An 18,162-nucleotide genomic window follows, 5' to 3' on the forward strand; every position below is an offset into this window, starting at 1 on the left:
CCGATGCCGGTCACCGTGGTCTGCCTGAAGGAAACCGCCGCTGGCGAACGCCGCGTCGCGATCACCCCCGAAACGGCCAAGAAGCTCGCCGCCCTCGGCGCGCAGGTGCGCGTGGCCCGTGACGCTGGCGCCGACGCCGGATTCCCCGATGCCGCCTACGAGGCCGCCGGAGGCGCCGATGGCGCGGCCGCGCTTGCCGAGGCCGACCTGCTGCTCTGCGTGCAGTCGCCCGATGCCGCCACCCTGTCGAAGCTGAAGCCCGGCGCCGTCATCGTCGGCATGCTCGCCGCCCACGCGCCCGGTGATCGCGAGGCTGCGCTGGCCTCGCGCGGCGCCACCGCCTTCGCCATGGAGAAGCTGCCGCGCACCACGCGCGCGCAGGCCATGGACGTGCTGAGTTCGCAGGCCGGCATGGCCGGCTACAAGGCCGTGCTGCTCGGCGCGCAGCTCGCGCCGCGCTTCTTCCCGATGCTGAGCACCGCGGCGGGCACGATCCGCCCGTCGAAGGTGCTGGTCGTTGGCGCCGGCGTGGCCGGCCTGCAGGCCATCGCCACGGCGCGCCGGCTTGGCGCCCAGGTGGAGGGCTTCGACGTGCGCCCGGAGACGCGCGAGCAGATCGAATCGCTCGGCGGCAAGTTCCTCGACCTCGGCGTGTCCGCCGCGGGCAGCGGCGGCTACGCGCGCGAGCTCAGCGCCGAGGAGCGTGCACTGCAGCAGCAGCGCCTCGCCGACCATCTCAAGACCATCGACGTGGTGGTGTGCACGGCCGCCGTGCCGGGCCGGGCCGCGCCGAAGATCATCACCGCGGCCATGGTGGCCGGCATGAAGCCGGGCAGCGTGGTCGTCGATCTCGCCGCCGAGACCGGCGGCAACTGCGAGCTGACGACCCCCGGCGAGAACGTGCAGCACGGCGGCGTCACCGTCGCCGGCCCGCTCAACCTCGCCAGCAGCGGTGCCGTGCATGCCAGCGAGATGTACGCCCGCAACCTGCTGAACTTCGTCAGCCTGTTCGTGAAGGACGGCGCGATCACGCTCGACTGGAACGACGAGCTGATCGAGAAGAGCTGCTGGGTGCGCGCTCCGGCCGCCGCGACGGCCTGAGGCCAAGCCGGCGCGGACCCGGTCTCAGCGCTGCTGCAAGGGATCGCGCGGACGGTCGAAGTGGTCCGATCGGGTGTCGTGACCGGGCCGCTGGTTTCGCTGGTCATCCCTCAGGCGCCGCCAGGTTTCGAGCTGGCGCGCGCGGGTTTCCGGATCGGTATCGGCCCAGCGCCGCATGCCGCGGCGCGCCTGCTGCTTCTGTTCCGGGGTCAGGCTGGCCCAGAAGTGCGCGCGCTCGAGGTAGCGCTGCTGTTGTTCCGGAGTCGCGCGCTCCCAGCGTTCCCGGATGGGTTCGAGCAGGGCGGCGCGATCCGCTTCCGAGAGTGATTCCCAAGGGATCGGCGCACCTACCGCCGCCCCGGCGGCGGGCGCAGTGCCGGCGGACTGCGCCGCCAGAGGCAAGGCGAAGCAGACGGCGAGCGCGACCAGCAAGGCGCGTGCGCTGGCGCGGATGGGCGGGGGCGTGCGGGTCATGGCGTCATCCTTCATGCGGGGTATTCGGGGAATGGGGGGGCGGAGAGGGCGTGTCTGCGGCGGATTCGGCGGGCAGGGTCGCCAGCCATGCGTAGAACTCGGCATCGTTCTCGAACTCGACGAGCGCCCCATCGGCGAATTGGGCGGCCTGTTCCGCCTGGCCGTCCTCCACAGCGGCGACGCCGGAGGTTGCCGCCGTGGCGTGCGATGCCACTGCGCCAGTACCGGTGACATCGTCGATCGATGCGCTTCGTGGCATCACGACAGCAAGGGCCAGGGCCGCGGTCACCAGTCCGCTGGTTGGCCACCACCAGGCCCGCCGAGATCGCGTCGGTATCGTCGCGATCGCCTCGCGACGCCGGGCGCGCAGTGCCGTGGCCGTGGCGCCGTCGAGGGCCTCGACCTGGGCATCGAAAAGGGCATGGGCGCGGTGGAGGCGGCCGTCGTCGGGAGTGTTCATCGCCAATCGTCCAGTTGGGTCCGTAGCGCGGCCTGCGCGCGGAACAGGTGGGTTTTCACCGAACCCTCGGTACAGCCCATCGCGGCGGCGGTCTCGGCGCCGGACAGGCCCTGAAGCTCGCGAAGCAGGAAAGCCTCGCGCTGCCGACGGGGCAGGGCACGCAGGGCGTGGCCCAGCGCCTTCCATGCACGCTGCCGCTCGTCGGCTTCGGCCGGGCCGGGCGCGGTGTCGGCGATCTGGGCCATCGGATCCTCGGCCTCCTCCTCGTCGCGCACGCCGAAGACGGCGAGCACGCGTCGGCGCACGCTGTTGCGGCGATGCCGGTCGGTGATCCGGCTGCGCAGCACGCTGAAGAACAGCGCCGGCCACTCCGACTGCGGACGATCGCGATAGCCGAGGAAGGCGATCATCGCGTCCTGCACGGCATCGAGCGCGTCCTCGCGGTGCCCGAGCGCCAACTCGGCCATGCGGAAGGCGCGGCGCTCGACGCTGGCGAGGAAGCCGTCGAGCGCCATCTCCGGCGGGGCCGCGTTCGGGCTCAAGGGGCGTGGGGGTCCGTGGCCATCCATGGGGACGATAACGCAGCGGTTCGGATTCGGTTGACGGGACGGAGGGCGAAGGGCGAAGGGCTCAGCCGCGACGGCCCTGGCGGCGCTGGCCGATCCGGTCGGCCCGGCGCTCGAGCCGGTCGCCGCGGGCATCGAGCCGGTGGTCGATGCGATCGCCGCGGTCATCGAGGCGGTCTGCGCGGTGCTCGCGACCGTGGGCCTCAGCCACGTCCGCGCGATGGTCCAGACGCCCGTCGATGCGGTCACCGCGGGCGTCGAGGCGCTGGTCGACGCGATCGCCGCGGGCTTCCCATCGGTCGGCGACGGGGCCGGTCGCGTGCGCGGACGCGGCGGACGCACCGATGAGGAGGGCTGCGGTCAGGGCGAGGCGGGCGAAGGGGCGGGAAGCGGCGGTGTGGCGCATGGCAGGGCTCCGGGATCACGGCGGTTGCCGTGGTCGCCATAACGCCATGCCATCCCGGCGCGTTGACCGCTCGCGGACGATGTTCATCCCGTGGTTAAGATGGGGCCGGGGACAGGAGCCCATCGGGCTCGCCACATGGGGAAACGGATGGACGGGTTCGTCGCGCTGTACATCGTCATGCTGGCCGCGTTCTGCGGCCACGAAATCATTTCGCGGGTGCCGGTAATCCTGCACACGCCGCTGATGTCGGGGTCCAACTTCGTCCACGGCATCGTCGTCGTCGGCGCCATGGTCGCGCTGGCCCACGCCGACACCACGACCGAGCGCGCCATTGGCTTCCTCGCCGTGCTGCTGGGCGCCGGCAATGCGGTCGGTGGCTACGTGGTGACCGAGCGCATGCTCGAGATGTTCAAGTCGAGCAAGGGGGCGAACTGATGGAAGGCCTGCTCGACCTGCTGGCCAAGGCCAGCTACTTCATCGCCGCGGTGCTGTTCATCGTCGGCCTCAAGCGCATGTCCTCGCCGGTGACGGCGCGGCGCGGCATCCAGTGGGCCGGCGTCGGCATGGTGCTCGCCACGCTGGTCACCTTCGTCGCGCCCACCACCTGGGGCTCGCACGGCGTCGACCCGCTCAACCTCGGCCTGATGGTGCTGGCGCTGGTGCTGAGCGCGGTGTTCTGGGTCTGGGGCAAGCGCGTGCCGCTCACCGACATGCCGCAGATGGTCGCCATCTTCAACGGCATGGGCGGCGGCTCCGCGGCGGCGATCGGTGCGGCGGCGCTGGTGAGCGCTTCGAGCCACACCGGCACCTGCGACGCCACGTCGATGGCGGACCACGCCTGCATGAGCCCGACCATGACGGTGCTGGCCGTGGTCGGTGCGCTGATCGGCGCGATCTCGTTCTCCGGCTCGGTGATCGCCTGGGCGAAGCTCGACGGTCGCATGGACAAGCGCTACACCTTCCCGGCACAGCAGATGGTCAACGCCGCGCTGATGGTGGGCGCGGTGCTGAGCGGCGTGCTGCTGGTGCTGCAGCCGACGCCGGCCATCCTCGTCATCGCGATCTTCTTCGCGTTGGCGTTGATTGTCGGTGTGGCGATGACGCTGCCGATCGGCGGCGCCGACATGCCGGTGGTGATCTCGCTCTACAACGCGCTCACCGGCCTCGCGGTCGCCTTCGAGGGCTATGTGCTGCAGAACGAAGCGCTGATGATCGCCGGCATGGTGGTCGGCGCGGCGGGCATGCTGCTCACCCAGCTGATGGCGAAGGCGATGAACCGTTCGCTCGGCAGCGTGCTGTTCGGCAGCTTCGGCGCGACCGGTGAGGCGCAGGCCATCAGCGGTTCGCAGAAGCCCATCGAGGCCAGCGACGTGGCGGCGATGATGGCCTACGCCGAGCGCGTGGTGATCGTGCCGGGCTACGGCATGGCCGTGGCGCAGGCGCAGCACAAGGTGTGGGAGCTCACCCAGGCGCTGCAGAAGCGCGGCGTGCACGTGAAGTTCGCCATCCATCCGGTCGCGGGCCGCATGCCCGGCCACATGAACGTGCTGCTCGCCGAGGCCGGCGTGCCCTACGACATCATCGCCGACATGGACGACATCAACCCGGAGTTCCCGATCACCGACGTGGCCCTGGTGATCGGCGCCAACGACGTGGTGAACCCGGTGGCCAAGACCGACCCGGCCTCGCCGATCTACGGCATGCCGATCCTCGATGTCTCGCTGGCGCGCAACGTGATCGTCGTGAAGCGCGGCAAGGGCACCGGCTTCGCCGGCATCGAGAACGCGCTCTTCTACGCCGACAACGCGCGCATGCTCTACGGCGATGCGAGCGGCGCGATCGCCAAGCTGATCGGCGGCATGAAGGAGCTGGACGGCGGCCATTGAGCCGCCCCCGCGCGCGCCCTTAGCGGTTCCACCACAGCGTCAGCGCCACGGCCGCGGCCAGCCACGCGAGGTTGCCGAGCCCCAGCCAGGGCTCGGCGACCACGCCGAACAGCACCGGCCCCAGGCGCAGGGCCGACTCCCAGGGCAGCAGGCCGAAGGCCGGGCCCACCACGCCGGCAGCCATCAGCCACAGGCTTGCCGCCGTGGCGAGGGCGAGGAAACCCAGCGCCCACGCGGCGCGACCCGTTCCGGCCGGCACCCGCAGCAGGGACAGCAGCACGCTGGCGTCCGCCGCGACGACCACCGCCATCCAGGCCGCCGGCGCGTCGAACCACAGGGCCACCGCGCCCCACAGCGCCACGATCAATGGCAAGGCCAGCGCGAGTGCGAAGCCCGCCCGGCGGTGGCGGCTGTGCAAGGGACGGAGCGTGCGAGCGGCAGCAGTGTTCAAGCAGGAGGCCGGGCAGGGCAGGGCTGCGCAGCGTAGCGGCATGGCGACGGCCGCGCCGTGTCTTCGCGGTGCCCTCGCGCCGATTCCCGCCGGCCCGGTAGAATTAGCCCCGATTTGGTCCTGATTCCCGCCGATGTACAGCCGCTCCAGCGAACCCGTCAGCTTCTCCCGTGATTGCACCGTGGTTCTGGTGCCGCAGGGCGAGCGCGTCACTTTGCCGGCAGGCAGCGTCGGCTACATCACACAAGCGCTCGGCGGCTCCTTCACCGTGTTCGTCGAAGGCAACCTGTTCCGCATCGCCGGCGAGGACGCCGATGCGATCGGCAAGGACGCCCCGGAGGCCCTCGCGCTGTCCGAGGACGCCGGCGACGACGAAGTGGAGCAGCTGGTGTGGGCGCAACTGCGCACCTGCTTCGATCCCGAGATCCCGGTGAACATCGTCGAACTCGGTCTCGTCTATACGGTGGAGCTCGGCCGTCGCGACGACGGCGAACGCAAGGTGGACGTGCGCATGACGCTGACGGCGCCCGCCTGCGGCATGGGCGACATCCTCGTCGACGACGTGCGCAGCAAGGTCGAGCGCATCCCGACGGTGGCCGAGGCCGATGTCGAACTCGTGTTCGACCCGCCGTGGAACCAGTCGATGATGTCGGAAGCCGCGAAGCTCGAAACCGGGATGCTGTGACGCCCGGCCGACGGGCCGGTCGAGCCGCCGACTAGAGCCAGCGCGCCTTCTTCAGCACGCGGTAGAGCAGCCCCACCGCGACGACGAGACCGCCGACGAGGATCGGGTAGCCGAAGCGTGCCTTCGTCTCTGGCATGACCTCGAAGTTCATCCCGTACCAGCTCGCTACCAGCGTGGGCACGGCCAAAAGCGCCGCCCAGCCGGCGAGGCGCTTCACCACCTCGCCCTGCTCGGCGGCCACCAGCGACAGGTTCACCGACATCGCAGCGGTGAGCATCTCCCGCATGGTGTCGGTGGCTTCCGCCACGCGGGCCACGTGGTCCTGCACGTCGCGGAAATACACCTGCAGCTCGTCGCGCACCAGGTGCGGATAGAAGCGCGTGAGCTGCGCCAGCACGTCGTTCAGTGGCGACACCGCGAGGCGGAGCGTCGTCAGGTCGCGTTTCAGGTCGTAGAGCCGGCGGATGGTGTCGCGCTTGAACTGCTGGTCGAAGATGTCGGATTCGATCGTCTCGAGCTCCTGGCGGTACTGCTCGACGATCGGGAAATAGTTGTCGACGGCGTAGTCGAGCACGGCGTAAAGCCCGTAGCCGGGGCCGAGGCGGAACAGCTCCGGGTTCTGCTCGGCGCGCTCCCGCGCCGCGGCGTAGGGCAGGGAGGCGCCGTGGCGCACCGTGATCAGGTAGCGCGGCCCGAAGAACACGTGGGTCTCGCCGACGCCGATGGCGCAGTTGGCCGCCGATTGCGCCGTGTGCATGACGATGAACAGCGCGTCGCCGTAGGGCTCGATCTTCGGGCGCTGGTGCGCCTTCAGGGCGTCCTCGACGGCCAGCGGGTGCAGCCCGAATTCTTCGCGCAGCTTGCCGAGAAGGGATTCGTCCGGCTCGTACAGCCCCACCCAGACGAAGCTGCCGTCGTCGACCTCCAGCACGTCGGAGATCGCATCCAGTTCGAGGTCCGCGACCTTGCGGCCGTCGCGGTAGTGGATGCAGGCGCGCACCATGTCGGCGCGCGCGGTCGGGTGCGTCGGGATGACCGGGCTCATGCCCGCATCATCGGCCCGCGGTCGTGGTGGCGGCAAGCCGGCGGAAGTGCCGCGCCAGCGCCCAGTGCAGCGGCAGCAGCAGCACCACCCACTCGACGTTCGCCTGCTTCATGAAGGGCATCAGCTTGAGGAAGGCGCCGAGGCCGGCCAGGGCGAGCACCACCACGATCAGCACGCCGAACACGCGCCCGGGTGGGCGGCCGCGCATCGCGCGGAAGGCGCCCGGCAGCAGCCCCAAGGCCAGCGGCGAAAGCAGGAACAGGTTCTCGTTGCCCCAAGCGAAATCGTGGCCGCTGCCCAACCACAGGAAGAGCAACGTCACGCCGGCCAGACCCGCCAGCAGCCAGAAGCCGCCGGCGAACGCCGCCACGGTGCGGGGGGCGCGCCGGCCCAACCACAGCAGCCCCAGGGCGAGCGCGAACCCGGCCACCGCCGCTTCGAAACCCAGCTGCGGCATTTCCGCCGGTTCGGGCGCGAGGCGATGCGGCAAAACTTCGGCTTCCGAGACGACGATCGCGCGACCATCCGCGCGCTTCAGCGTGCGCAGGCTGTCGGCGAGCCGCATCGGGATGAAGGCTTCGTCCCAGCGCGAGAGCGGGCGGTCCGCCTTCGCCGCGAGGCCGAGGTGGAAGCCGGTGCCCATCCACACGGCGGGGGAGGCGAGTCGGACCGCTTCGCTGCGGTGCGTGTTGCCCTCGGAGCTGGCCGTGAGCGTGCGCTTGAGCAGGCCGCCGAGGGCCGCATCCAGTGCGTCGCGCACGCGCGTCGAACAGTTGTCGGTGAAGTAGCGGTAGTCGTAGACGGCGTTCTCGGGCCGCGCGTTCACTTCGAGCATCGCGGCCAGTGCGCCGGCTTCCGTGGCGTCGAGGTCGAGCCACTGCACCGAGACACCGCGGCCGCTGGCGCGGTACTGGGCGAGGTCGGCCTCGAGCGGCAGGGCGACGAGGCGGTAGCGCATCGTGCCGGCGACGAAGCGGGCGAGGAAATCGGGTTCGCCGGGGTCGAAGTAGCCGAAGTTGTAGCTGGTGGGTTCGCGGCCGTCCTGCGGGTCGATGACGATGGCGTTGTGGCCGAAGCGCTCGAAGAACACCTCGCCGGGCGCCATCGTGAGCACGCCGACACGCGGCGCGCCGAGGGCGGCGCCGGCGAACAGGGCAAGTACCACGAGCGCCCAGGCCACGACGCCCCGAGCCGCCAAACGCCACGTGAGCAGCGCGGCCACGGGGCGGGCCTCAGCGGATGGCGTCATGGAGCCTCACGCGCAGGCTGTGCACGCGGCGCTGGTCGGCATCGACCACGGTGAAGTGGAAGCGGCCGCTCTCGAAGGCTTCGCCCGGCTCCGGCAGGTGGCCGATGCCGGCGACGACGAGGCCGCCGATGGTGTCGAACTCGTCGTCCGGGAATTCGGCACCGAAGCGCTCGTTGAACTCGTCGATTGGTGTCAGCGCCTCGACCACGAACTGCCCGTCCGACTCGGCGGCAATGCTGGTCGAGGCGTCCGCCGCGTCGTCGTGCTCGTCGTCGATCTCGCCGACGATCTCCTCGAGCACGTCCTCGATGGTGATCAGGCCCGCCACGCCGCCATGTTCATCGACGACGATCGCCATATGGTTGCGCGAGGCGCGGAACTCGCGCAGCAGCACGTTCAGCCGCTTGCTGTCGGGGATCAGCAGGGCCGGGCGCAGCAGTTCGCGGACGTCCTGCACCGCGCTGTCGGCGACGATGCCGCGCAGCAGGTCCTTGGCGAGCAGGATGCCGAGGATCTCGTCGCGGTCCTCGCCATGCACCGGGAAGCGGGAATGGCCGCTCTCGACGACGTGCTTCATCAGGTCGAGCAACTTGCCGTCGACCGGCAGCGAGACCATCTGCGCACGCGGCACCATGACATCGGCCACGGTCATCGTCGAAACGCTCAGCGCGCCTTCCAGCATGCTCAGCGTGTCGCCTTCGATCAGCCGGTTGCTGCGGGCGTCGCGGAGGATCTCCAGGAGGTCCTCGCGGGTTTCGGGTTCACCCGAGAAGGCGTGCGACAGGCGTTCGAGCCAGGAGCGCTTCTCGGGCAGGGGACTAGAGTCGTCCTCGGACATTCGTTTCGGTGCGTTGCCCCCGAAGAGGGGCGCGAACTGCGGAGTGTAGCCGATGGCCGTGACGGGCCCGGTGGAGGGCCGCCCGCGCCCTCAGCGTTCGGCGTAGGGGTCGGGGATGCCGAGGCGGCCGAGAATGGTGCGCTCGCGGGCTTCCATGGCGTCCGCTTCCGCCTCGGAACGCTCGTGGTCCATGCCCAGCAGGTGGAGCACGCCATGCACCACGAGGTGGGCATGGTGGTGGGTCAGCGGCTTGTCCTGCCCCAGGGCTTCCAGTGCGACCACCGGGGCACAGACGACCAGGTCGCCCAGCAGCGGCGAGCGGACGCCCGGCGGCAGTTCGACGGGGAAGCTCAGCACGTTGGTCGCGTAGTCCTTGCCGCGGTAGTCGCGGTTCAGCGCGCGGCCCTCGTCGGAATCGACGTAGCGCACCGACAGTTCGATGGCGCGGCGCTGGCCGGCGAGCGCGGCCTCGACCCAGCGGCGCACGCTGGCGGCGGCGGGAAGGCCCTTGCGCGGGAGGCCGTAGCTGACGGTGACGGAGTGGGCAGGGCGGGTCATGGCATCCAGCGTGGCGTGTCGGGGGCGTCGGCATCGATCAGGCGTGGGCCGACGACGCGCTGAAGCGTCGCACGGCTGGCGGGCGAAGCGTTGACGAGGATGGCCTCGCGCGCAGCGCGCAACAGCGGCGCGTCGGCCCAGGAGTCGGAAACCGCCTTGGCATAGGGCGCGGGATACCCGTCGTCGGCCAGCGCCCGAAGCTTCGCTTCGCCGTTGCAATGGCGGGCGACGCCAAGGCCGATCGCGCCCGGGCGCAGCCGCGAGGCGACGAGCACCACCCGGCCCTCCAGCCCGAGCCGCCGCAGCATCACGCGGGCCAAGGTCTCGAACGCCCCCGTGGCGACCACGACGCGGCGGCCGGCCGAAAGGTCGGCTTCGAGCCACCCGATCTCGCGCTCGCGGCGTCGCAGCGCGCGGGCGTCGGCGAAGCGCGTCGCCAAGGCCTCGACGGCAGGCGAGTCGCGGCCGATCGTGGCCACCCGCAGGAACACGCCCACGCCGAACGCGCGCGTGGATTCGAAACGCATGAGCGCCAGGCCCAGCGGGGCGACCGGCAGCGCGAGGGCGCGACGCCAGCCCTGCAGCAGGTGGTGGACGAAGGCCGCGCCGATGTCGCCCTCCACGAGGGTGCCGTCGAAGTCGTAGACGACCACATCGGCCGCGGGTCCGGCGCCGGTCCCGGGAGGGCCGTCCATCACGGTGTGGCGGCGCCTTCCGCGTCGCGGCGGTCGTAGGCGCGCACGATCTTCGCCACCAGCGGATGGCGTACCACGTCCTTGGCTTCGAAGATCTGGAAGCTGATGCCCTCCACGCCCTTCAGCACCTCGACCGCGTCGCGCAGCCCGCTCTTCTGGTGCTTGGGCAGGTCGATCTGCGAGAGGTCGCCGGTGATCACCGCGGTCGTGCCGAAGCCGATGCGGGTCAGGAACATCTTCATCTGTTCGACGGTGGTGTTCTGCGCCTCGTCGAGGATCACGAAGGCGTCGTTGAGCGTGCGGCCGCGCATGTAGGCCAGCGGCGCGACCTCGATGACGTTGCGCTCCATCAGCTTGGCCACCTTCTCGGTGCCGAGCATCTCGTAGAGCGCGTCGTAAAGCGGCCGCAGGTAGGGGTCGACCTTCTGCGAGAGATCACCGGGCAGGAAGCCGAGCTTCTCGCCGGCCTCGACCGCCGGCCGCACCAGCAGGATGCGCTGCACGCGCGAATCGCTGAGCGCTTCGACGGCGCTGGCCACGGCGAGGTAGGTCTTGCCGGTACCGGCCGGGCCGATGCCGAAGTTGATGTCGTGCGTGGCGATTGCGTGCAGGTAGGCCGCCTGGTTGGCGCCGCGGCCGCGGATGGTGCCGCGCTTCACCTTGATGGCGACGTCCTGCGGCGCGTAGCCAAGATCGCGCTCCACGGCGCTCTCGTCATCGGCACCGAGGCGCAGGTGGATGGATTCCGGCGTCAGCACATCGGTCTCGGTGTCGGCCCAGAGCTGGCGCAGCAGGCGTTCGGCGACGGTCGTCGCTTTGTCCGGACCCGAAACGCGGAACACGCCGCCGCGGTTGGCGATCTGCACGCCGAGCCGCAGCTCGATCTGCCGCAAGTGCGCGTCGAGCGGACCGGCGAGGTTGGCCAGCCGCTCGCCGTCCTCGGGATCGAGCGTGAAATCGCGCGGCGTCGCGGCGTCGGCCATCAGGCGGCCACCGTCTCGCGGGTGACGATGCGGCCGCGCAGCGAGTTGCTCAACGCCTCGGTGATTTCCACGTCCACGAATTGGCCAACCAAGCGCTGCGGGCCAGCGAAGTTCACGAAGCGCATGTTCTCGGTGCGGCCCGTCACTTCATTCGGGTTCTTCTTCGACGGGCCTTCCACCAGCACGGTCTGCACGCTGCCGACCATGGCCTGCGAGATCTTCCGCGCGTTCGCGGTGATCGTCTCCTGCAATCGGGTGAGGCGGGCGCTCTTCACTTCCGAGCTCGTGTCGTCCGGCAGGTTCGCCGCCGGCGTGCCCGGGCGCTTGCTGTAAATGAAGGAGAAACTCTGGTCGAAGCCGATGTCCTCGATCAGCTTCATCGTCTGCTCGAAGTCGCGGTCGGTCTCGCCGGGGAAGCCGACGATGAAGTCCGAACTCAGGCAGATGTCCGGCCGCGCCTCGCGCAGCTTGCGGATCTTGGCCTTGAACTCCAGCACGGTGTGGTTGCGCTTCATCGCGGTCAGCACGCGGTCCGAGCCTGACTGCACCGGCAGGTGCAGGAAGGAGGCCAGCTTCGGCACGTCGCGGTAGGCCTCCACCAGCGAATCGGTGAACTCCATCGGGTGCGAAGTGGTGAAGCGGATGCGGCCGATGCCTTCGAACTCGGCGATGGCGCGGATCAGGTCAGCGAGGTCGGCGGTGCCGCCATCGTCCGTCGCGCCGCGGTAGGCGTTGACGTTCTGGCCGAGCAGGGTGACTTCGCGCACGCCTTGGTCGGCGAGCTGGGCCACTTCCACCAGCACGTCCTCGAAGGGCCGGCTCACTTCCTCGCCGCGGGTGTAGGGCACCACGCAGAAGGCGCAGTACTTGCTGCAGCCTTCCATGATCGAGACGAAGGCGGTTGGGCCATCGGCGCGCGGCTCGGGCAGCTTGTCGAACTTCTCGATCTCCGGGAACGAGATGTCCACCTGCGGCTTGCCGGTCTCGCGCTTGGCGTCGATGAGTTCGGGCAGGCGATGGAGCGTCTGCGGGCCGAACACCACGTCGACGAAGGGCGCGCGCTTGATGATCGCCTCGCCTTCCTGCGAGGCCACGCAGCCGCCGACGCCGATCACGAGGTTCGGGTTGTTCTTTTTCAGCGCCTTCCAGCGGCCGAGCTGGGAGAACACCTTCTCCTGCGCCTTCTCGCGGATCGAGCAGGTGTTGACCAGGATGACGTCGGCTTCCGCCTCGTTCTCGGTGAGTTCGAGGCCGTGTTCGGCGGCGAGCACGTCGACCATCTTGGTCGAGTCGTACTCGTTCATCTGGCAGCCGTGGGTCTTGATGAAGAGCTTGCCGGGCATACGGTGGGTACTCCGTTCCGGTGGATGGGGCGCGGATTGTACGCCCGGCCCTGCTGGGGGACACTTCGCGCCATGCGTCCCCTCCGCGCCCAGAAGCCCGCGTCGCCCGCCGCCCTCGCCGGGTGGGTCGCCCTTGCGTTGGCCTTCGGCCCGGGCGGGGCTTCGGAGGCACAGGCCGGAACGCTCTACCGCTGCGTCGGTCCGGATGGCATCTCGCATTACGGCAGCCGCCGGCAGTCCGGGATGACCTGCACGGTGGCCGCCAGCTATCGCCCCGACCCCCGTCCCGCCATCGCGCCCACGCCGGCCCCGGCGCCCACCGCCGCTGCGCAGAGCCCAGCCGCTGCCGCACCCGCGCGGGCCCCGGCGGCCAACCCGGCCCGCCGCGTCGAGTTCCTGGCCAGTCCGGGGGCCGCACCCGCGCCGGGGGCCGGCAGCGCCCGCGGTGCGCGGGTCACCCGCGGCGCCGTCTACACCTACATGAAGGATGGCGTCACGCATTACACGAACGTCCGCCCGCAGAACGCGGGCTCGGCCGTGCGGACGCTCTTCACCTACGTCGAGACCTGCTACGCCTGCGGATCGCTGCCGGGCGTCGATTTCTCCAACGTCCGCCTGAACACCGCGGCCTACGCCGCTGAAATCCGCGCCGCCGCGGCGCGCTTTGGCGTCGACGAGGCCCTCGTCCGGGCGATCGTCCACGCCGAGTCGGCCTTCAACCCCAACGCCGTCTCCCACAAGGGGGCGCAGGGCCTGATGCAGCTGATCCCCGCCACGGCCGACCGTTTCAACGTGGCCGACCCCTTCAACCCGGCCCAGAACATCGCCGGCGGGGTGCAGTACCTGGCCTGGCTGCTCGACCGCTTCGACGACAACACCACGCTCGCTGCGGCGGGTTACAACGCCGGTGAAGGCAACGTGGACCGCTACGGCGGCGTGCCGCCCTTCGACGAGACCCAGCGCTACGTGGGTCGCGTGGCCACCCTTCACGCCCGCTACCGCGAGGCGCTCGGGCCGGCCGGGTCGGTCGCGGTTCCGATGTCGGGTGCAGGCGCCCCCTAGGCCCCTCGCCGTCGTCCGGCGGCGTTGTCGGTCAAATGGGCGTTCGGCTACACTTCGGCCTTGCTGCGAAGGCTCGTTCGGGCCCTTCGCATCCTCACGTACAGCGAAGTTCGGAGAGCCGAATGGCCAACGAAGGGGTCAACAACGGGCGTCGTCGGTTTCTGACCGCGACCACCGCCGTGGTCGGTGCCGCAGGCGCCGCCGCCGGCGGCTATGCCTTCCTCAGCACCTGGAAGCCCAGCGCCCGCGCGCAAGGGGCCGGTGCCCCGGTTGAAGTGGACATCAGCAAGCTCGACCTCGAGCCGGGTGCCCGCATGATCATCCAATGGCGCGGCAAGCCGGTCTGGATCTTCAAGCGCAACGGCGAACAGCTGAGTGCGCTGCCGACGCTGGACGACCGCCTCGCCGACCCGAAGTCGGACAACGTCGACCAGACGCCGGCCTTCGCCAAGAACGAGACCCGGGCCATCAAGCCCGAGATCGGCGTGCTCGTCGGCATCTGCACCCACCTCGGCTGCTCGCCGCTGTTCGTGCCGGAGCTGCAGCCGCAGGCCTTCGACAGCGAGTGGAAGGGCGGCTTCTATTGCCCCTGCCACAACTCGCGCTTCGACCTCGCCGGCCGCGTGTTCTCGGGCGTCCCGGCGCCGTCGAACCTCGAAGTGCCGCCGTACCATTTCGATAAGGCCAATGCCAACCGCGTCGTGGTCGGCATCGCGCCGGAGGAAGCCGCCTGATGAACGCCAAGATCGAAAGCGCGGTCAACGGCGCGGTGGACTGGTTCAACCAGCGCACCCCGGGCCTGATCCCGTTCTACAAGAAGCACATGTCGGAGTACTACGCTCCGAAGAACTTCAACTTCTGGTACTTCTTCGGTTCGCTGGCGCTGCTGGTGCTGGTCAACCAGATCGTCACCGGCATCTTCCTGACGATGCACTACAAGCCGAGCGCGACGGAAGCCTTCGCCTCGGTCGAGTACATCATGCGCGACGTGGAGTGGGGCTGGCTGGTGCGCTACATGCACAGCACCGGCGCCTCGCTGTTCTTCGTCGTCGTCTACCTGCACATGTTCCGCGCGCTGATCTACGGGTCGTACCAGAAGCCGCGCGAGCTGGTCTGGGTGCTCGGCATGTTCATCTTCCTCACGCTGATGGCCGAAGCCTTCCTGGGCTACGTGCTGCCGTGGGGCCAGATGTCGTACTGGGGCGCGCAGGTGATCATCAACCTGTTCTCGGCGATCCCGGTGATCGGCGGCGACCTCACCGAGTTCATCCGCGGTGACTTCCTCGTCTCGGATTCGACGCTGAACCGCTTCTTCGCCCTGCACGTCATCGCCCTGCCGCTGGTCATCCTGCTGCTGGTCGTGCTGCACCTCGGTGCCCTGCACGAGGTCGGCTCGAACAACCCGGACGGCGTCGACATCAAGAAGGTGAAGGACAAGGCCACCGGCAAGCCGCTCGACGGCATCCCCTTCCACCCGTACTACACGGTGAAGGACCTGGTGGGCGTCGGCGTCTTCCTGATCATCGCCAGCTTCATCCTGTTCTTCGCCCCGACCTTCGGCGACCTCTTCCTGGAGTTCGACAACTTCAACGAAGCGGACCCGCTGGTCACGCCGGCCCACATCAAGCCGGTGTGGTACTTCACCCCCTACTACGCGATGCTCCGCGCCGTCCCCGGCAAGCTGCTTGGCGTGATCGTGATGGGTGCGGCGACGCTGATCTTCTTCCTGCTGCCCTGGTTGGACCGCAGCAAGGTGCGCTCGCTGCGCTACCGTGGCTGGATCAGCAAGACGATGATCACGCTGTTCTGCATCTGCTTCGTGCTGCTGGGCTGGCTGGGTCTGCAGTCGGGTTCCGAGACGCAGACGATCATCGCGCGCATCTGCACGATCTTCTACTTCGGTTTCTTCATCACGATGCCGATCTGGACCTCCATCGACAAATCCAAGCCGGTTCCGGAACGGGTGACCTCGCATGCTTAAGTCGCGCATTTCCGCCCTCCTCGCTGCGTCGGTCCTCCTCGTCGCGCCGGCCTTTGTGTCGGCCGCCGGCGACGTGCACCTCGAGGACGCCCAGATCGACCTGCAGGACAAGGCCTCGCTGCAGCGAGGCGCCGGCCTGTTCATGAACTACTGCGCCGCCTGCCACTCGCTGCAGTACATGCGTTATTCGCGGCTGGCCGAGGACCTCGAGCTGACCCCGGAGCAGGTCGAGCAGTTCCTGATCAAGGGCGACGCCAAGATCGGCGAGGTGATGAAGACCGGCATCGCCAAGGGCGACGGCCAGGCCTGGTTCGGCAAGGCTCCGCCGGACCTCTCGACCACCGCCCGCGGCAAGATCGGCCAGGAAGACTGGATCTACACCTTCCTGAAGTCCTTCTACGTCGACGAGTCCCGCCCGATGGGCTGGAACAACACCGTGCTGGCCAACGCCAGCATGCCGAACGTGCTCTGGGAGCTGCAGGGCAAGCAGCGCAAGACCGAGGAAGGCTTTGTCATCCAGGAGCACGAGCGTGGCCGCTTCTCCGAGGCCGACTACGATCGCGCCATCCTCGACATCACCGCGTTCCTGACCTACGTCGGCGAGCCGGCGCGCCTGCAGCGCGAAAGCCTCGGCGTGTGGGTCATCCTGTTCCTGGCCTTCTTCACGCTGTTGGCCTACCTGTTGAAGCAGGAATACTGGAAGGACATCCACTGACGTCCCACCCGCCCGGGGCCGCCGAACGTCGGCGTTCCCGGCCCGGTGCCGGAGTGAAGGCCGCCCCCCGGGGCGGCCTTCGCGTTTGGGGGGGCGGGGGGCCGCCGGCCGGCCCGGGGTAGGCGGGCCCTTGCGGTTCGCCGTCCATTTACGGCACGTTAGGGATTGTTGGGCCGTCGGCGAGGGGTCGAGGGCCGCGTCGAAGGGAAGTGCCGATGGCTGCAAGCCCGCGTTTGCGCAACACCTTGACCCTGTTCTCCGCAAGGGATTGCGTCCTCTGCCACCGCGTCCGCCTCGTGCTGGCCGCGAAAGGGGTCAATTACGACCTCGTCCCGGTCGATCCGGCGCACCCGCCGGAGGACCTCATCGACCTGAATCCTTACCACTCCGTGCCCACCCTGGTGGAACGCGAGCTGGTGCTGTATTCGGCCTCGGTGGTCACCGAGTACCTCGACGAGCGCTACCCGCACCCGCCGCTGATGCCCATCGATCCGCTGTCGCGGGCCCGATTGCGCCTGGCCATGCTGCGCCTCGAGCACGAATGGGTGCCGCACGTGCAGGCCGCCCAGCAGGCCGGCAGCAAGGCCCAGGCCGACAACGCCCGCAAGCAGCTGCGCGACCTCGTCCTGGCCGCCCTGCCGCTGTTCAAGGCGTCGAAGTTCTTCCTGAACCCGGAAATGAGCCTCGCTGACTGCGCCATGGCCCCGATCATCTGGCGCCTGCCGTCGCTCGGGATCGTGCTGCCGAAGGAAGCCAAGCCGATCGACGACTACGGCCAGCGCATCTTCCGGAACCCGGGCTTCATCCGGAGCCTCACGCCGGAAGAAAAGGCGCTGCGCGAGATCCCCGCATGAGCGAGGGCGGCACGCCGGCATTGATGACCTCGAATCGCCCCTACCTGCTGCGGGCGATGCACGAGTGGATCGTCGACAACGGCATGACGCCCTACCTGCTGGTGGATGCCCAGCACGACGGATTGCAGGTGCCCCCCTCGGCAGTGAAGGACGGCCGCGTGGTGCTGAACGTCGCCGGCCGCGCCGTGGCCCATCTGCAGCTGGGCAACCGCGAGGTGAGTTTCATGGCGCGCTTCGGCGGCGTGAGCCATTCGGTCATCGTGCCGGTGTCGGCGGTACTCGCCGTCTACGCCCAGGAGACCGGCCAGGGCATGGGCCTGCCGCCCGACGAGGGCGAGGTGGCGCCGCCGCAGGACTCGACCGATGGGTCCGGACCGGCGCCGGAGCCGCCGAAGCGCGGCGGCCACCTTCGGATCATCAAGTAGGGCCAGGGCCCGAGCGGGCTCAGGCGCCGCCAGGCCCGACGTAGACAAGCGGCGGACGGTCCGGGCCGATCAGACCGACGACACGCTCGCCCAGCAGGCTGACGCGACCCAGCTGGCGCTCCTGGCCGCTGGCCGAGAATTCGAAATCGAAGTCGCGCTGCCAGCCGAGGCGCCCCTCGTCGTTGCGGGCGAGGCGCTTCCGCACCCGCTGCACGTTCTGGTCCAGCCAGATCACGCCGGCCTGTTGGCAGGCGCGCTGGGCGACACGGGTGGCGGCATCGGCGGCGCGGCGGTCGGCCCACCAGTTCCAGGCCAGGGCGACGACGGTGAGGAGGAAGGCGAAGCTGAGCAAGTCCATCCGCGCAATGTGGTGGTGGACGGGCCG

The 18,162-nt window shown here is 69.6% G+C and carries 23 protein-coding genes; 10 read left to right on the forward strand and 13 right to left on the reverse strand.

The window, feature by feature from the left end; genetic code table 11:
* The first annotated feature begins 3 nt into the window (after window positions 1–3).
* Window positions 4–1,101: an NAD(P) transhydrogenase subunit alpha gene (locus ACIQ6S_RS02665; protein ID WP_397606996.1), complete on the forward strand. Its 1,098-nt coding sequence runs from the start codon at window positions 4–6 to the stop codon at window positions 1,099–1,101.
* A 24-nt stretch (window positions 1,102–1,125) separates the two neighbouring features.
* Here the strand turns inward: ACIQ6S_RS02665 and ACIQ6S_RS02670 are convergent, their stop codons facing one another.
* The 4 genes from ACIQ6S_RS02670 to ACIQ6S_RS02685 all read right to left on the reverse strand — a co-directional run bounded on the left by ACIQ6S_RS02670 (window position 1,126) and on the right by ACIQ6S_RS02685 (window position 3,007).
* The gene (locus ACIQ6S_RS02670) at window positions 1,126–1,575 is read right to left on the reverse strand and encodes a DUF3106 domain-containing protein (protein ID WP_397606997.1); all 450 of its coding nucleotides are present in this window, start codon (window positions 1,573–1,575) and stop codon (window positions 1,126–1,128) included.
* A gap of 4 nt (window positions 1,576–1,579) precedes the next feature.
* On the reverse strand, window positions 1,580–2,035 hold the full coding sequence (locus ACIQ6S_RS02675) for a hypothetical protein (RefSeq protein WP_397606998.1): 456 nt from the start codon (window positions 2,033–2,035) through the stop codon (window positions 1,580–1,582).
* On the reverse strand, window positions 2,032–2,604 hold the full coding sequence (locus ACIQ6S_RS02680) for an RNA polymerase sigma factor (RefSeq protein ID WP_397606999.1): 573 nt from the start codon (window positions 2,602–2,604) through the stop codon (window positions 2,032–2,034). Before ACIQ6S_RS02680 ends, ACIQ6S_RS02675 begins: the two co-directional genes overlap by 4 nt.
* Before the next feature lie 61 nt (window positions 2,605–2,665).
* Window positions 2,666–3,007 carry a hypothetical protein gene (locus ACIQ6S_RS02685; protein ID WP_397607000.1) on the reverse strand — a complete coding sequence of 114 codons (342 nt, stop codon included), beginning with the start codon at window positions 3,005–3,007 and terminating at the stop codon, window positions 2,666–2,668.
* Window positions 3,008–3,154: 147 nt separating this feature from the next.
* Here ACIQ6S_RS02685 and ACIQ6S_RS02690 point away from each other — a divergent pair, with 147 nt between their 5' ends.
* Complete coding sequence (locus ACIQ6S_RS02690) at window positions 3,155–3,442, forward strand: NAD(P) transhydrogenase subunit alpha (protein ID WP_397607001.1); 288 nt, start codon at window positions 3,155–3,157, stop codon at window positions 3,440–3,442.
* Complete coding sequence (locus ACIQ6S_RS02695; protein WP_397607002.1) at window positions 3,442–4,893, forward strand: NAD(P)(+) transhydrogenase (Re/Si-specific) subunit beta; 1,452 nt, start codon at window positions 3,442–3,444, stop codon at window positions 4,891–4,893. The genes ACIQ6S_RS02690 and ACIQ6S_RS02695 overlap by 1 nt, the downstream gene beginning before the upstream one ends.
* Before the next feature lie 19 nt (window positions 4,894–4,912).
* On the opposite strand, the gene ACIQ6S_RS02700 is transcribed toward ACIQ6S_RS02695, so the two are convergent.
* A complete protein-coding gene (locus tag ACIQ6S_RS02700; protein WP_397607003.1) occupies window positions 4,913–5,311 on the reverse strand; it encodes a hypothetical protein in 399 nt (132 codons plus the stop codon).
* Between the two features lie 166 nt (window positions 5,312–5,477).
* On the opposite strand from ACIQ6S_RS02700, the gene sufT reads away from it, so the two are divergent.
* The gene (gene sufT / locus ACIQ6S_RS02705) at window positions 5,478–6,029 is read left to right on the forward strand and encodes a putative Fe-S cluster assembly protein SufT (protein WP_397607004.1); all 552 of its coding nucleotides are present in this window, start codon (window positions 5,478–5,480) and stop codon (window positions 6,027–6,029) included.
* A gap of 31 nt (window positions 6,030–6,060) precedes the next feature.
* Here the strand turns inward: sufT and corA are convergent, their stop codons facing one another.
* From corA to miaB, 7 genes are all read right to left on the reverse strand, one after another.
* Complete coding sequence (gene corA / locus ACIQ6S_RS02710; RefSeq protein ID WP_397607005.1) at window positions 6,061–7,074, reverse strand: magnesium/cobalt transporter CorA; 1,014 nt, start codon at window positions 7,072–7,074, stop codon at window positions 6,061–6,063.
* 7 nt (window positions 7,075–7,081) lie between these two features.
* Entirely contained in the window at window positions 7,082–8,323 is a 1,242-nt protein-coding gene (locus ACIQ6S_RS02715; protein ID WP_397607006.1) for a DUF4105 domain-containing protein, read from the reverse strand.
* Window positions 8,307–9,161 carry an HlyC/CorC family transporter gene (locus ACIQ6S_RS02720; protein ID WP_297867091.1) on the reverse strand — a complete coding sequence of 285 codons (855 nt, stop codon included), beginning with the start codon at window positions 9,159–9,161 and terminating at the stop codon, window positions 8,307–8,309. The genes ACIQ6S_RS02715 and ACIQ6S_RS02720 overlap by 17 nt, the downstream gene beginning before the upstream one ends.
* 90 nt (window positions 9,162–9,251) lie before the next feature.
* Window positions 9,252–9,719 carry an rRNA maturation RNase YbeY gene (gene ybeY / locus ACIQ6S_RS02725; protein ID WP_397607007.1) on the reverse strand — a complete coding sequence of 156 codons (468 nt, stop codon included), beginning with the start codon at window positions 9,717–9,719 and terminating at the stop codon, window positions 9,252–9,254.
* Entirely contained in the window at window positions 9,716–10,414 is a 699-nt protein-coding gene (locus ACIQ6S_RS02730) for a haloacid dehalogenase-like hydrolase (RefSeq protein ID WP_397573478.1), read from the reverse strand. The genes ybeY and ACIQ6S_RS02730 overlap by 4 nt, the downstream gene beginning before the upstream one ends.
* On the reverse strand, window positions 10,414–11,397 hold the full coding sequence (locus ACIQ6S_RS02735; RefSeq protein ID WP_397607008.1) for a PhoH family protein: 984 nt from the start codon (window positions 11,395–11,397) through the stop codon (window positions 10,414–10,416). The genes ACIQ6S_RS02730 and ACIQ6S_RS02735 overlap by 1 nt, the downstream gene beginning before the upstream one ends.
* Entirely contained in the window at window positions 11,397–12,740 is a 1,344-nt protein-coding gene (gene miaB, locus ACIQ6S_RS02740) for a tRNA (N6-isopentenyl adenosine(37)-C2)-methylthiotransferase MiaB (protein ID WP_397607009.1), read from the reverse strand. The genes ACIQ6S_RS02735 and miaB overlap by 1 nt, the downstream gene beginning before the upstream one ends.
* Before the next feature lie 72 nt (window positions 12,741–12,812).
* Here miaB and ACIQ6S_RS02745 point away from each other — a divergent pair, with 72 nt between their 5' ends.
* The 6 genes from ACIQ6S_RS02745 (at window position 12,813) to ACIQ6S_RS02770 (ending at window position 17,777) form a co-directional block, all read left to right on the forward strand.
* Window positions 12,813–13,802, forward strand: a complete 990-nt coding sequence (locus ACIQ6S_RS02745; RefSeq protein ID WP_397607010.1) for a lytic transglycosylase domain-containing protein — start codon at window positions 12,813–12,815, stop codon at window positions 13,800–13,802.
* A 122-nt stretch (window positions 13,803–13,924) separates the two neighbouring features.
* A complete protein-coding gene (gene petA / locus ACIQ6S_RS02750; protein WP_297877113.1) occupies window positions 13,925–14,536 on the forward strand; it encodes a ubiquinol-cytochrome c reductase iron-sulfur subunit in 612 nt (203 codons plus the stop codon).
* Window positions 14,536–15,783: a cytochrome bc complex cytochrome b subunit gene (locus ACIQ6S_RS02755; protein WP_397607011.1), complete on the forward strand. Its 1,248-nt coding sequence runs from the start codon at window positions 14,536–14,538 to the stop codon at window positions 15,781–15,783. Before petA ends, ACIQ6S_RS02755 begins: the two co-directional genes overlap by 1 nt.
* Window positions 15,776–16,498 (forward strand): cytochrome c1, encoded by a 723-nt coding sequence (locus ACIQ6S_RS02760; RefSeq protein WP_397607012.1) that lies wholly within the window; start codon window positions 15,776–15,778, stop codon window positions 16,496–16,498. The genes ACIQ6S_RS02755 and ACIQ6S_RS02760 overlap by 8 nt, the downstream gene beginning before the upstream one ends.
* Window positions 16,499–16,713: 215 nt before the next feature.
* Window positions 16,714–17,352, forward strand: a complete 639-nt coding sequence (locus ACIQ6S_RS02765) for a glutathione S-transferase N-terminal domain-containing protein (protein WP_297867100.1) — start codon at window positions 16,714–16,716, stop codon at window positions 17,350–17,352.
* A gap of 23 nt (window positions 17,353–17,375) precedes the next feature.
* Window positions 17,376–17,777 (forward strand): ClpXP protease specificity-enhancing factor, encoded by a 402-nt coding sequence (locus tag ACIQ6S_RS02770; RefSeq protein WP_397573484.1) that lies wholly within the window; start codon window positions 17,376–17,378, stop codon window positions 17,775–17,777.
* A 19-nt stretch (window positions 17,778–17,796) separates the two neighbouring features.
* On the opposite strand, the gene ACIQ6S_RS02775 is transcribed toward ACIQ6S_RS02770, so the two are convergent.
* Window positions 17,797–18,135 carry a DUF3301 domain-containing protein gene (locus ACIQ6S_RS02775; RefSeq protein WP_397607013.1) on the reverse strand — a complete coding sequence of 113 codons (339 nt, stop codon included), beginning with the start codon at window positions 18,133–18,135 and terminating at the stop codon, window positions 17,797–17,799.
* Window positions 18,136–18,162 lie beyond the last annotated feature (27 nt).

The organism is Silanimonas sp., assembly GCF_044377035.1.
Classification (GTDB): domain Bacteria; phylum Pseudomonadota; class Gammaproteobacteria; order Xanthomonadales; family Xanthomonadaceae; genus Silanimonas.

Coding starts and splice junctions, on each gene's coding strand:
- ACIQ6S_RS02745 (WP_397607010.1), top strand. CDS start 12,813: ATGCGTCCCCTCCGCGCCCAGAAGCCCGCGTCGCCCGCCGCCCTCGCC.
- ACIQ6S_RS02670 (WP_397606997.1), bottom strand. CDS start 1,575: ATGACCCGCACGCCCCCGCCCATCCGCGCCAGCGCACGCGCCTTGCTG.
- ACIQ6S_RS02735 (WP_397607008.1), bottom strand. CDS start 11,397: ATGGCCGACGCCGCGACGCCGCGCGATTTCACGCTCGATCCCGAGGAC.
- ACIQ6S_RS02770 (WP_397573484.1), top strand. CDS start 17,376: ATGACCTCGAATCGCCCCTACCTGCTGCGGGCGATGCACGAGTGGATC.
- sufT (WP_397607004.1), top strand. CDS start 5,478: ATGTACAGCCGCTCCAGCGAACCCGTCAGCTTCTCCCGTGATTGCACC.
- ACIQ6S_RS02685 (WP_397607000.1), bottom strand. CDS start 3,007: ATGCGCCACACCGCCGCTTCCCGCCCCTTCGCCCGCCTCGCCCTGACC.
- ACIQ6S_RS02690 (WP_397607001.1), top strand. CDS start 3,155: ATGGACGGGTTCGTCGCGCTGTACATCGTCATGCTGGCCGCGTTCTGC.
- ACIQ6S_RS02695 (WP_397607002.1), top strand. CDS start 3,442: ATGGAAGGCCTGCTCGACCTGCTGGCCAAGGCCAGCTACTTCATCGCC.
- ybeY (WP_397607007.1), bottom strand. CDS start 9,719: ATGACCCGCCCTGCCCACTCCGTCACCGTCAGCTACGGCCTCCCGCGC.
- ACIQ6S_RS02720 (WP_297867091.1), bottom strand. CDS start 9,161: ATGTCCGAGGACGACTCTAGTCCCCTGCCCGAGAAGCGCTCCTGGCTC.
- miaB (WP_397607009.1), bottom strand. CDS start 12,740: ATGCCCGGCAAGCTCTTCATCAAGACCCACGGCTGCCAGATGAACGAG.
- ACIQ6S_RS02715 (WP_397607006.1), bottom strand. CDS start 8,323: ATGACGCCATCCGCTGAGGCCCGCCCCGTGGCCGCGCTGCTCACGTGG.
- ACIQ6S_RS02765 (WP_297867100.1), top strand. CDS start 16,714: ATGGCTGCAAGCCCGCGTTTGCGCAACACCTTGACCCTGTTCTCCGCA.
- ACIQ6S_RS02760 (WP_397607012.1), top strand. CDS start 15,776: ATGCTTAAGTCGCGCATTTCCGCCCTCCTCGCTGCGTCGGTCCTCCTC.
- ACIQ6S_RS02755 (WP_397607011.1), top strand. CDS start 14,536: ATGAACGCCAAGATCGAAAGCGCGGTCAACGGCGCGGTGGACTGGTTC.
- ACIQ6S_RS02775 (WP_397607013.1), bottom strand. CDS start 18,135: ATGGACTTGCTCAGCTTCGCCTTCCTCCTCACCGTCGTCGCCCTGGCC.
- corA (WP_397607005.1), bottom strand. CDS start 7,074: ATGAGCCCGGTCATCCCGACGCACCCGACCGCGCGCGCCGACATGGTG.
- petA (WP_297877113.1), top strand. CDS start 13,925: ATGGCCAACGAAGGGGTCAACAACGGGCGTCGTCGGTTTCTGACCGCG.
- ACIQ6S_RS02730 (WP_397573478.1), bottom strand. CDS start 10,414: ATGGACGGCCCTCCCGGGACCGGCGCCGGACCCGCGGCCGATGTGGTC.
- ACIQ6S_RS02675 (WP_397606998.1), bottom strand. CDS start 2,035: ATGAACACTCCCGACGACGGCCGCCTCCACCGCGCCCATGCCCTTTTC.
- ACIQ6S_RS02680 (WP_397606999.1), bottom strand. CDS start 2,604: ATGGATGGCCACGGACCCCCACGCCCCTTGAGCCCGAACGCGGCCCCG.
- ACIQ6S_RS02665 (WP_397606996.1), top strand. CDS start 4: ATGCCGGTCACCGTGGTCTGCCTGAAGGAAACCGCCGCTGGCGAACGC.